This is a genomic window from Stenotrophomonas sp. YJH_SMC_138, from assembly GCF_059369855.1.
In genome coordinates this window covers 1,100,872-1,112,279 of record NZ_JCAFTB010000001.1, presented here as the reverse complement: position 1 = coordinate 1,112,279, position 11,408 = coordinate 1,100,872, and the positions used below count along the sequence as shown (strand labels likewise).

The 11,408-nt window shown below is 69.1% G+C and carries 12 protein-coding genes; 6 read left to right on the top strand and 6 right to left on the bottom strand.

Annotated elements, in window-relative coordinates; translation table 11 throughout:
• Positions 1 to 321: 321 nt before the first annotated feature.
• The 5 genes from bioC to bioB form a co-directional block, all read right to left on the bottom strand.
• The gene (bioC, locus tag AC5P7I_RS05000; protein ID WP_014648766.1) at positions 322 to 1,206 is read right to left on the bottom strand and encodes a malonyl-ACP O-methyltransferase BioC; all 885 of its coding nucleotides are present in this window, start codon (positions 1,204 to 1,206) and stop codon (positions 322 to 324) included.
• Positions 1,207 to 1,218: 12 nt separating this feature from the next.
• Positions 1,219 to 1,998: an SDR family oxidoreductase gene (locus tag AC5P7I_RS04995; RefSeq protein WP_014648765.1), complete on the bottom strand. Its 780-nt coding sequence runs from the start codon at positions 1,996 to 1,998 to the stop codon at positions 1,219 to 1,221.
• Positions 1,999 to 2,027: 29 nt separating this feature from the next.
• On the bottom strand, positions 2,028 to 2,807 hold the full coding sequence (gene bioH / locus AC5P7I_RS04990; RefSeq protein ID WP_032957531.1) for a pimeloyl-ACP methyl ester esterase BioH: 780 nt from the start codon (positions 2,805 to 2,807) through the stop codon (positions 2,028 to 2,030).
• A gap of 18 nt (positions 2,808 to 2,825) precedes the next feature.
• Complete coding sequence (gene bioF, locus AC5P7I_RS04985) at positions 2,826 to 4,049, bottom strand: 8-amino-7-oxononanoate synthase (RefSeq protein WP_046433053.1); 1,224 nt, start codon at positions 4,047 to 4,049, stop codon at positions 2,826 to 2,828.
• A 67-nt stretch (positions 4,050 to 4,116) separates the two neighbouring features.
• Positions 4,117 to 5,160, bottom strand: coding sequence for a biotin synthase BioB (gene bioB / locus AC5P7I_RS04980; protein ID WP_014648762.1), 1,044 nt, complete (start codon positions 5,158 to 5,160; stop codon positions 4,117 to 4,119).
• Positions 5,161 to 5,263: 103 nt separating this feature from the next.
• On the opposite strand from bioB, the gene AC5P7I_RS04975 reads away from it, so the two are divergent.
• The 6 genes from AC5P7I_RS04975 (at position 5,264) to AC5P7I_RS04950 (ending at position 9,524) form a co-directional block, all read left to right on the top strand.
• Positions 5,264 to 5,884 (top strand): DUF3658 domain-containing protein, encoded by a 621-nt coding sequence (locus AC5P7I_RS04975; RefSeq protein ID WP_440980454.1) that lies wholly within the window; start codon positions 5,264 to 5,266, stop codon positions 5,882 to 5,884.
• Between the two features lie 109 nt (positions 5,885 to 5,993).
• A complete protein-coding gene (locus AC5P7I_RS04970; protein WP_041863942.1) occupies positions 5,994 to 6,194 on the top strand; it encodes an NIF family HAD-type phosphatase in 201 nt (66 codons plus the stop codon).
• A gap of 123 nt (positions 6,195 to 6,317) precedes the next feature.
• Positions 6,318 to 7,658, top strand: a complete 1,341-nt coding sequence (locus AC5P7I_RS04965; protein ID WP_262087785.1) for a chloride channel protein — start codon at positions 6,318 to 6,320, stop codon at positions 7,656 to 7,658.
• Between the two features lie 93 nt (positions 7,659 to 7,751).
• A complete protein-coding gene (locus tag AC5P7I_RS04960) occupies positions 7,752 to 8,447 on the top strand; it encodes a ComF family protein (protein ID WP_049442014.1) in 696 nt (231 codons plus the stop codon).
• 58 nt (positions 8,448 to 8,505) lie between these two features.
• Positions 8,506 to 9,057: an HdeD family acid-resistance protein gene (locus tag AC5P7I_RS04955; protein ID WP_014648758.1), complete on the top strand. Its 552-nt coding sequence runs from the start codon at positions 8,506 to 8,508 to the stop codon at positions 9,055 to 9,057.
• On the top strand, positions 9,054 to 9,524 hold the full coding sequence (locus AC5P7I_RS04950; protein ID WP_495222143.1) for a SecDF P1 head subdomain-containing protein: 471 nt from the start codon (positions 9,054 to 9,056) through the stop codon (positions 9,522 to 9,524). The genes AC5P7I_RS04955 and AC5P7I_RS04950 overlap by 4 nt, the downstream gene beginning before the upstream one ends.
• Before the next feature lie 52 nt (positions 9,525 to 9,576).
• On the opposite strand, the gene AC5P7I_RS04945 is transcribed toward AC5P7I_RS04950, so the two are convergent.
• A complete protein-coding gene (locus tag AC5P7I_RS04945) occupies positions 9,577 to 11,355 on the bottom strand; it encodes an MFS transporter (protein WP_014648756.1) in 1,779 nt (592 codons plus the stop codon).
• Positions 11,356 to 11,408: the final 53 nt, after the last annotated feature.

Here is an 11,408-nt window from a genome sequence, read left to right as displayed (position 1 = left end):
GGGTGGGTGCCGACCAAGGTCGGCACCTACAGAGCGATTCGCGCACGGTGTGGCATGCGGTAGTGCCGGCCGCTGGCCGGCAGATGTCCATCGTGGAATCGTGAGGTTGCCGGCCAGCGGCCGGCACTACCAGACGATCAGGTCTGCTTGCGCCGGATCGGGATCGCCGACATCGCCCGAATTAGGTGGGTGCCGACCAAGGTCGGCACCTACCCGGGCGATTCGCGCACGGTGTGGCATGCGGTAGTGCCGGCCGCTGGCCGGCAAATGTCCATCGTGGAATCGTGAGGTTGCCGGCCAGCGGCCGGCACGACCGGGCGATCAGGTCTGCTTGCGCCGGATCGGAATCGCCGACACCGGCACCGAGGCCACGTCATGCCCGCCTTCGCGGATCGGTGCGCCCGGGTCCGGTGCCCAGGCGTGGGCATAGATCACTTCCCAGCTGCTGGGCAGCTTGCCGTCGGCGCGTCGCATCGGTTCATACGCCGCTGCCGCCGCGGCGAAGCGGCCACGCCCGGTCAGCGTGTGGCGGCGGTCCACCCGCGCATTGGTCGCGCCCATCGCGCGCAGCTCCCGCATCAACGAGGGCAGGTCGTCGTAGGTCAGGGTGAACAGGTCGCGGTCCAGCACCGGGTCGCGGAAACCGGCCATCATCAGCGCATCGCCGAACTGGGCGATCTGCGCGAAGCGGCTCACGTGCGGGCGGTCATCGGCGGCCGCGAACGCTTCGTTGAGTTCGACCAGCGTGTCCGGGCCGAAGGTGGAGCACAGCAGCAGGCCGCCGGGCTTGAGCACGCGACGGAACCCGGCGAACACCGCCGGCAGGTCGTCCACCCACTGCAGGCACAGGTTGCTGAAGATCACGTCCACGCTGTTGTCGGCCAGTGGCAGCGCGGCGGCGTCGCCGCACAGGCGCTGGAACGGCTTCCACCAGCCGGCCTGGCGCTTGGCCTGGTCCAGCATCGGCAGGGCCACGTCCAGCGCGATCACCTGCGCCTTCGGCCAGCGCTTCTTCATCAGCGCACTGGCGTGGCCGGTACCCGCGCCGATGTCCAGCACTACCTCGGGCTTGCGTGCCTCCAGGTAGTCCAGCGATTCCACCAGCCGCGCCTGCACCTCGCGCTGCAGGGCGGCGGCGGCGTCGTAGCTGTTGGCGGCGCGGGCGAACGCGCGGCGGACATGGCGGGCATCGAAGTGGGACGGCATTGCGAAAGTCTCTTAGAACGTACCGGGGTAGGCGCCGCCGTCGATCAGCAGGTTCTGCCCGGTGAGGTAACCGGCCTGTGCGCTGCACAGGAAGGCGCAGGCCGCGCCGAATTCATCCGCCGTGCCGAAGCGGCCGGCCGGGATCTGCTGGCGGCGGCGTTCGGCCACTTCGGCAGCATTGCCGTCCTTGCCCGCACTGTGGGCGAAGTTGGCGCGCAGGCGGTCGGTGTCGAACTGGCCGGGCAGCAGGTTGTTGATGGTGACGTTGTGCGCCACGGTACGGCGCGACAGGCCGGCGACGAAGCCGGTCAGGCCGCTGCGCGCGCCGTTGGACAGCGCCAGGATGTCGATCGGGGCCTTCACCGCCGAGGACGTGATGTTGACGATGCGGCCGAAGCCACGCGCGATCATCGCGTCCACGGTGGCGCGGATCAGCGCGATCGGCGCCAGCATGTTGGCGTCCAGTGCGGCGATCCAGTCGTCGCGCTCGAAACTGCGGAAGTCGCCCGGCGGCGGGCCACCGGCATTGGTGACCAGGATGTCCACCTGCGGGCACGCGGCGAGCGCTGCGGAGCGACCGGCCTCGGTGGTCACGTCGGCGGCGACCACGCGGACTTCGGCGGCGCCGGGCAGCGCGCGCAGCGCTTCGGCGGCGGCCTGCAGCGCAGCCTCACCACGGGCCACGATCACCACGTTGACGCCCTCGCGCACCAGCGCGCGTGCGCAGCCCAGGCCCAGCCCCTTGCTTGCGCCGCAGACCAGTGCCCAGCGGCCGTTGATACCCAGATCCATGCATCAATCCTGCGGAATGAGGAAGGCGCTCATTGTCCGCCATCGGCCGGTGACAGGCCGGCAACGAAGTGTTGCAGGGCGGCGGCCACCTCGTCGGCATGGCCGAGGAAGGGCGCATGGCCGCCGTGGGCGATGGTCAGCGCCTGCGCACCGGGGGCCAGTGCCGCGGCGGCCTGCATTGCCGCCGGAGACACCAGCCGGTCACGCTGGCCGGCGATCCACAGGCTGGGCTTGGCCAGCGTCGGCAGTGCGCCACGCAGGTCGGTGCTTTCCAGCAGGCGCAGGCCTTCCAGCAGGGCGCGTTCGGTGGGTGCACCGCGCTCGACCAGGCGCTGGCGCAGCGTGCGCAGCTCCTCGCGGGCGTGTGCCGAACCCATTACATCCAGCGCCAGGAAGCGTTCCAGGGTGCCACCGAAGTCGGTGGCCAGCTCGCGCCCGAACTGCTCGAACACCGCCGGCTCCACCGCATGCGGCCAGTCGTCGCCACGCACGAAGCGCGGCGTGGCCGCGATCATCGCCAGCCCGCGCACCTTCGGCAGTGTCGCGGCGGCGTGCAGCGCGAACAGGCCGCCCAGCGACCAGCCGCACCACACCGCAGGCGGCGTGGCCGCGGCAATGGCATTGACCACGAACGGCAGGCGCAGCGGCGTGGTGTCCTCGCGGCTGTGGCCATGGCCCGGCAGATCAACCAGATGCAGGGTGAAGTGATCGGCCAAGCGTTGCACCAACGGCGCGAACACGCCGCCCTGCAGGGCCCAGCCATGGATCAGTACCAGGTCCGGCCCCTGGCCGGTGACGTCGATATGCATGGGGAAACGGCAACAGGCTCAGGCAAAGACAGGCAGCGGCGGTGGCGCGGCCTCACGCGCGGCCAGGTCGACGCGATCGCGCGCGCTGGCAATGGCTTCGACCAGGCCACGCACCTGCTCGGGGGTGTGCAGCGCGGACAGCGTGACGCGCAGGCGCGCCTTGCCTTCGGGAACCGTGGGCGGGCGGATCGCGCCGACCAGCCAACCGGCCTGTTCCAACGCCTGGGACATCGCCACGGCGCGATGGTCGTCGCCACACAGCAGCGGCTGGATCGGCGTTTCCGAGGCCATCAGGTCCAGGCCATGGCGGCGGGCTTCGCCGCGGAACAGCGCGATCAGATCGGTCAGTTTCGAGCGCCGCCAGTTGTCACGGCGCGCCAGGCGCACCGCTTCCAGTGCTGCGGCGGCCAGCGCCGGCGGCATCGCAGTGGTGTAGATGTACGGGCGTGCGGTTTCGGCCAGGTGCTCGACCAGGTCGTCGCGGCCCAGCACCAGCGCGCCGGAACCGCCCAGTGCCTTGCCCAGCGTGACCAGCTGCAGCGGCACATCGTCCACGCCCAGCCCGGCGGCGGCCACGGCACCACGGCCATCACCGACCACGCCCACGCCGTGCGCATCGTCCACATAGAACAGCGCCTGCTGCAGGCGTGCCACCAGCGACAATGCACGCAGCGGTGCGATGTCGCCATCCATGCTGAACACACCGTCGGTGGCCAGCATCGCCGCGCCATCGGGCGCGTGCTTGAGCTGGCGCATCGCGCCTTCGGCGTCGAGGTGCGGATAACGGCGCAGGCGCGCACCCGCCAGCCGCGTCGCATCGAGCAGGCTGGCGTGGTTGAGCTTGTCCTGCACGCACACATCGTTCTCTTCGCTCAGCAGCGCCTGCTGCACGGCCAGGTTGGCGGCGAAGCCACTGCCGAACAGCAGCGCGCGCGGGTAGCCCAGCCACTCCGCCACTTCGCGCTCCAGCGCGTCATGCAGGGCGTGGTGGCCGCAGACCAGATGCGAGGCGCCCGCGCCGGAGCCTTCGCGTGCGGCCGCATCCTGCAATGCGTTGACCACGCTGAACTGCTGGGCCAGGCCCAGGTAATCGTTGCTGCAGAAGCCGGTCAGCCACTGGCCGTCCACCTCCAGGCGGACGCCATCACGACGGCTGACCGTGCGCCGCGTGCGGCGACGGCCTTGGGCATCGCGCAGGGCGCGTTGGGCGTGGAGGCGGGCGGTCAGGTCGGGGCGGGCCATGGCGGCTGAATGCGGCGACGGGGCGGCTAGGGTAGCGCGTTGCCGCGGCGCCTGCTTGCGGCCCGTCTCAGGCCGCGTGAGCGCAGCCACAGGCGGGCGCATCGGCGCTGATATCAGCGTGCACGGTGCCGCCGTGGTCGTGGCCCTCGGCATCCACCTGCACCGCCATCGGCTGCAACCCCAGCCGCGCGAACAGGGCCAGGTCGCGCTCGCTCTCCGGGTTGCCGGTGGTCAGCAGCTTGTCGCCGTAGAAGATCGAGTTGGCACCGGCCACGAAGCACAGCGCCTGCAGTTCGTCGCTCATCGCCTCGCGACCGGCCGACAGCCGCACCATCGAACGCGGCATGGCGATGCGTGCCACCGCGATCATGCGCACGAACTCGAACGGATCCAGTTCGGCACTGCCATGCAGCGGCGTGCCCGCCACCTGCACCAGCTTGTTGATCGGCACCGAATCGGGATGCGCCGGCAGCGTGGCCAGCGCCAGCAGCAGGCCCACGCGCTGCGCGCGCGTCTCGCCCATGCCGACAATGCCGCCGCAGCAGGTTTTCAGACCGGCATCGCGCACGTGCGCCAGCGTGTCCAGGCGGTCCTGGTACTGGCGCGTGTGGATGATCGAATCGTAGTAGTCCGGCGCGGTGTCGAGATTGTGGTTGTAGTAGTCCAGGCCGGCGTCCTTCAGCGCACGCGCCTGCTCGCCACTGAGCATGCCCAGCGTGGCGCAGGTTTCCAGGCCCAGCGCCTTCACCCCGGCGATCATCGCCGCCACCTTCGGGATGTCGCGGTCCTTCGGCGATCGCCACGCGGCACCCATGCAGAAGCGCGATGCGCCGGCAGCCTTGGCCTGGCGTGCCTTGGCCAGCACCGCGTCGGTGTCCATCAGCTTCTGCGCGTTCACCCCGGTGCTGTAGCGCTGTGCCTGCGGGCAGTACGCGCAGTCTTCCGGGCAGCCGCCGGTCTTCACCGACAACAGCGTGGACACCTGCACCTGCGCTGGGTCGAAGTGCTCGCGATGGACTGCGGCAGCGCGGAACAGCAGCTCGGGGAACGGCAGATCGAACAGCGCCTGCAGTTCGTCGTGTTGCCAGTCGTGGCGGATGGCAGCAGCCATGGCGGGACCTTGGGTACGAGTGGAGCGAGGGCGGCAGTGTGGGTGGGTTGGTGAGTCCTGTCAACTTGATTGCTTCCCATGTGGTTTACATCGGTTGACCGCCATGAATGGGCGCTACGGTGTAAGTTCATTGCTGCATACGGACGCGCGAGCACGTGCCATGAACAGCTACCAGCCCTACCCGATCCGCCGCGACGCGGTGCTGTGCAGTCTTGCCGAACTGCCCGACGGCGGCCTGCGCGTGGTGCTGGATGATCTGCGCCAGTCCGACACGCCAGGGCAGTGGAAGAACCACGTCTTCGTGACCTTCAAGGACTACCCGGCAGGGCAGTTCGATCCGGCGACGTTGCCCAAGGAGGAACTCGAGGCTTTCGGCCACTATGTGCTGGTTCGCCTGTTGGCCATCAATGGCTGCCTGCGCGATACGGACGAGCGCTCCGACAACGATGCCCATCTCACTGACCAGGCGCGGCAGAACATCGCCGCGCTGACCAGCGAGGACATCGCCTCGATCGATGAGCAGCTGTTCTCCCTCTGCGACGGGCAGTTCCGAAAGATCGCCTACATTGTGGGCATGGTCATGTCGCTGCAGCCGAAGTGCCGATCGGGAATTCCCGATGTGTTCTATGCAGGGCGTGTACGCATGCTGGTGGAACGGGGCATGTTGCAGGCACAGGGCGACCTCGCGCGGATGGGCTGTTGCGAAGTGCGCGTCCGGCAGTAGGCTTGCGCCCACCAGGACCTGGCTGGAACTGTGCTTACATCTACCTGCTGGAAGGACACATGCTGAAGTCCATCCAGAAGATGGCGGCAGCTGAGGCAATGAAAGAAGGATGCGCATGGAACCGGACACGATGCCGCAGGGCGGAAAGCTGCTGATACTCGATCTGGATGAGACGCTGGTGCATGCCAGCGAGCGTGAACTGGAGCGACCCGCAGATTTCCGCCTCGTCGGCTACCACGTCTACCTGCGGCCCCAGCCCAACGTGCGTGCGGTGGAGAAGCGCCGGTGGCGGGAGCGCCTGCAGGCATAGGTAGCTGCACAGGGCAGGTGCTATCGGCGAGCACCCGCACTCGCGCGTTTCACCGCATCCTGCAAGGCCTGCAGCCACAATAACCGCTGCCCAACGCAAGCGCTGGCGCGCAGACTGTGCCCCATGACCGATCTCCATCGCCTCCGCGGCCGCATCACCGCGCTGGTTCTCAGCGAGGCCTGGCGCCGCCGTGCCGCGCTCTGGGGCGGCGCGGTGGCCGTGGCGTTGGTGGCCATCCTGTTCGCCAAGGCCAGCGACGCGGCCTTCCATCTGTTCCAGCGCATCACCGCGCACTCGCCGTGGTGGGCCCTGCTGCTCACGCCGGGCATCTTCGCGCTGCTGGCCTGGTTGACCAGTGGCGTGCTGAAGCCCACGCGGGGCAGCGGCATTCCGCAGGTCATCGCTGCGTTGGACAAGCCCGATGAGCCATTCCGGAAGACCAATCTTTCGCCTGCGGTCTCAGCCGGCAAGCTGCTGCTGACCTCGTTGTCGCTGCTCGGCGGCGCGTCCGTCGGACGCGAAGGTCCCACGGTGCATGTGGGTGCCAGCCTGATGTACCTGTTCGGCCGCTGGTTCGGCTTCAAGGATCCTCGCGAGCTCTCGCACTTCCTGCTGGCCGGTGGTGCAGCGGGCATTGCCGCGGCGTTCAACACGCCGCTGGCTGGCATCGTATTCGCCATCGAGGAGCTCAGCGGCCGTTTCGAGCATCGCTTCTCCGGCACCCTGCTGACGGCGGTGATCGTCGGTGGCGTGGTGTCGCTGGGCCTGCTTGGCAACTACACCTACTTCGGCCATGTGAGCGCGCGGCTGCCGCTGGGGCAGGGCTGGCTGGCGATCCTGCTGTGCGGCGTGGTGGCCGGGCTGCTGGGCGGCCTGTTCGCGCGCGCGGTGCTGGCCAGTGCGGCGGGCCGCCCGCGTTGGCTGGGCCAGCTGCGCCAGCGGCATCCGGTGCTGCTGGCCGCAGGCTGCGGCCTGGCGGTGGTGGCACTGGCTTTGATGTTCGGCGACGGCGCGTTCGGCACCGGCTACGAGCAGGCGCGCAGCCTGGTGCAGGGGCAGGCGTTGGTCGGCCACGAGTTCGGGTTGATGAAGCTGCTGGCCAACCTGGCATCGTACGTGGCCGGCATACCGGGCGGCCTGTTCTCGCCCGCGTTGGCGGTCGGTGCGGGGCTGGGCCACAACCTGGCGGTGCTGATGCCGGGCGTGGATCCGCGCGCGTTCGTGCTGCTGGGCATGTGCGCGTACCTGACCGGCGTCACCCAGGCACCGCTGACCTCGGCGGTGATCTCGCTGGAGCTGACCGACAGCGGCGATCTGCTCCTGCCGATCCTGGCCACGGTGCTGATCGCGCGGGGCGTGTCCGGTCTGGTATGCCGGGTGCCGATCTATCGTGGGTTGGCGGAGGTGTTGACGGCGTCGGCCGTTGCATCAACCGGGCCTGGGCAGGGCGGACGCCTTTCCTGATCGGCAGCACCCTCTGCAGTTGCGGGCAGTCCCGACACTGCGATCGGTGCTTCGCCGATGGCCGCACATGGGCAGCGCGATGAAGCATGGGCAATGCGTATTGATCTCCTGCATTCGGCAACCCGTGTCTCCCGCGCACTGCTGGGTGTCCTGCTGCCACTGCGCTGCCTGGTCTGCGGCGATCCGGGCCATGATGATCTCGATCTGTGCCGCGCCTGCCTCGCCGGACTGCCCTGGGCCGGTCGCGCCTGCCTGCGGTGTGCACTGCCGTTGCCGGATGAGGCCCTGATCGTCTGCGGCAGCTGTCGCGAGGAAGCACCACCGCAGACGGCCACGCACGCCAGCCTGCTGTACCTGCCGCCGGTGGACCAGCTGCTGCTGCGCTACAAGTTCCATCAGGACCTGGCGGCCGGTCGCCTGCTGGCGCAGTTGATGCAGCGCGCACCACCGCCCTGGTCCTGCCCGCCGCTGGTGCCGGTGCCGCTGCACCGCCGGCGCCTGCGCCAGCGCGGCTACAACCAGGCTGCCGAGCTCTGCCGGCTGCTGCCGTTGCCGGTCTGGCAGGGGCTGTACCGGCGGCGGCACACCGCACCGCAGTCCGAACGCACGGCCGAACAGCGCAGGGAAAACCTGTTCGATGCGTTCGATGTCCACGGGCCGGTGCCCACGCATCTGACCGTGGTCGACGACGTGATGACCACCGGCAGCACGGTGATGGAAATCGCCGAAACCCTGCGCTGCGTGGGCGCCAGAGAGGTGCGGGTATGGGTGTGCGCGCGGGTGCCGTGATCGCTCCCTTCATCGCAACGGGCTAGGATGAACCCGGTTCCGGATCGAAGGAGTGACCATGAATTCCCCCTTGTCTCCCTTGTTGTCAGCGGTTGGCCGCAGCTGGTGGATCCTGCTGCTGTATGGCCTGGTCGCGCTCGGCTTCGGCATCATCGCCATCGGTTGGCCGCTGTCCGCAGCCATGGCATTGGCCTGGACGCTGGGCGTGATGGCCATCATCGAAGGGGTCATCAGCCTGTTCGCACTGATCAGTGGTGGCAGCGGCGCCTCGCGCGGCTGGCTGGCGCTGTATGCCATCGCTTCGCTGGGCTTCGGCATCCTGGCGGTGATCAACCCGCTGGCCACCGCCAGCGTGCTGGTGCTGTTCCTGGCGGCGTGGCTGCTGGTAGCCGGCATCTATCGCATCGTCTTCGCGATCCGCGTGCGCAAGCAGATCCAGGGCGAGTGGCTGCTGATCCTCAGTGGCGTGCTGGCGGTGGTGCTGGGGCTGCTGTTCGCGGCCAATCCATACGCAGGCGTGGCGGTGACCACGCTGTGGATCGGCATTGGCAGCCTGCTGTACGGGCTGCTGCAGGTGCTGGTGGCATTCAAGCTGCGGAAGCTGAAATGAGGGGCGCGCTTCCGCTCCTGCTGGGCGCGGCGCTGGTGCTGGCCGGATGCATGCCGGGTGCCACGCCCGGTGCGCTGGCAGGCAAGGATCATGCGCCGCGCGCCGGCGTGGATGTGCGCCTGAGCGCGGTCGATGCGGCTGGCAACGGCACTCCGGCGCACTGGCAAGGTGAAACCCTGGCCCTGCGCGAGCCGCCGATTGCCGGCAGTGCGGACATCGCCGATGTGCGCTACGTGCTGGACGATACCAAGCAGCCAGGCCTGCAGATCCGCTATCGGCCAGAAGCGCATCAGCGCATCCACGATGGCACCTCGGCCCTGGTGGGCCAGCGCGCGGCGATCAGCGTGGACGGCCGCGTGCTGATGGTGGCGACGGTGAAAGGCCCCTTCGGGGAATCGATGATGCTGAGCGGGCTGCCGAGCATTGCCGAGGCACAGGCGCTGGCCAGGCACATCACCGGTCAGTGACGGGCGCGCCAACACCACCGCGCTACGCGCGGAGGTCGACCAAGGTCGACCGCTACCGTGCGAACCGTGCCTCGATCTCCTCCAGTGACTTGCCCTTGGTCTCCGGCAGCCAGAACGCGGCTACCAGGAAGAACACGAACGTGCACGCCGCCCAGAACAGGAACATGCTGGCGTAGCCGTAGTGGCCCACCGTGGGCAGGAAGATGGCGGCGATGGTGGTCGACACGAACTGGTTGATCAGCAGGGCGATGCTCATGCCGTTGGAGCGGATGCGATTGGGCATCAGTTCCGACAGTGCCAGCCACACGCAGACGCCGGGGCCGACCGCGAAGAACGCGACGAACACCAGGATGCAGGCGGCTACCGCCCAGCCATGCGCCGGCGGCGGCACCGGGCCGATGCGGGCCTGCTCGATGCGCAGCGGTGCCTGTGCGGCCTTGGCCGGGTCGGCGAACGGGTTCAGATGCAGCTTGCGGAAGAACGCGCCGATCACACTGTCCGGCTGCACGGTCCCGGCACGCTCGATGCGCAGCTCGCGGTCGGTCAGGCTGTCGCTGCGCAGGGCGCGCACATTGGTGAAGTCACCGTAGGCGTACGACACGGTCAGCTGCATCGGCCGGCCTTCGCTGTTTATGCCACCGCCCAGGCGCTGCCACTGTGCGTCGTCCAGCACCAGCCGCAGGCCGTCGCCGCTGACCGCCGCCTGCAGTTGCGGCTGCACGTCGGCGCGGCCACGCTCGGCCTGGAAGAACAGCGTGGCGGCAGCCAGCAGGGCCACGCAGATGCCGCCGCTGCCGAGCATCAGCAGGAACTTGCGGCCCTTGCGGTCGACCAGCAGCAGCGCGACCACGGTCATCACCGCGTTGAGCAGCTTGATCGCCACGTCGGCGCCGTTGGCCACCGAGCCGGACAGGCCGGCCTGGTTGAGGATGTTCACCGCGTACGCCAGCACCGAATTGATGCCGGTGGCCTGGGTGCAGGCCAGCACCACGCAGGCCAGCACGAACGGCACCACGTAGCGGCGGCTGAGCAGTGGGTCGCGCTTGCCGTCGCTGCTGCTCGATTCCGGCGCCTGGATCTGTGCAAGGGTGGGTTCCACGTCGGCAGCAGGCAACACCCGCTGCAGGCTGCGGCGGGCATCATCGACGCGGCCGCGGCGCACCAGCCAGCGCGGCGATTCGGACAGCCAGAAGATGCCGGCACAGAACAGCAGGCCTGGCGCCAGGCAGCTCCAGAAGATGGTGCGCCAGGCCTGGTCCTTCACCGTGAACAGTTCCTGCGCCTGCTGCGCCAGCGGCAGCGAGCGCACGGCTTCGGCGGCGGCATCCACCGCATGTGCGTGGTACAGCCCGATCAGTGCCGCCAACACCAGGCCGATGGTCAGCAGCAGCTGGAACATCGCCGCACCGCGTCCACGCCGCTCGGGGCTGAGCACTTCGGCCAGGTACAGCGGGATCACCACGCCGATCAGGCCGCCACTGATGCCCTGCAGCAGCCGCCCGAGCAGCAGCGGCGTGTAGCCCGAGGCCAGCGCCATGATCGGAATCGACGCGGTGAACAGCAGGCCGGCCAGCAGCATCGCACCGCGGCGACCGATCAGGTCGGCGACCATGCCGGCGAACAGCGAGGACAGCACGCTGCCCAGCAGTACCGCCGCCACCACGAAGCCGAGTTGCTGGCTGCTGAGCTGCCAGGCGTGGCTGGCCGTTGCCTCCAGGTAGGGCAGGGCACCGGCGATGATGCCGATGTCGATGCCGTACAGCAGGCCGCCGAGGCCGCCGATGAAGAGCAGGTAGCGTACGGGCCAGCGCGGGGCGGTGCTTGCAGTCATCGGCAGTTCCTGTGGTAGCGCCGGGCCAGGCCCGGCGGCGGTTCGTCGCAGAG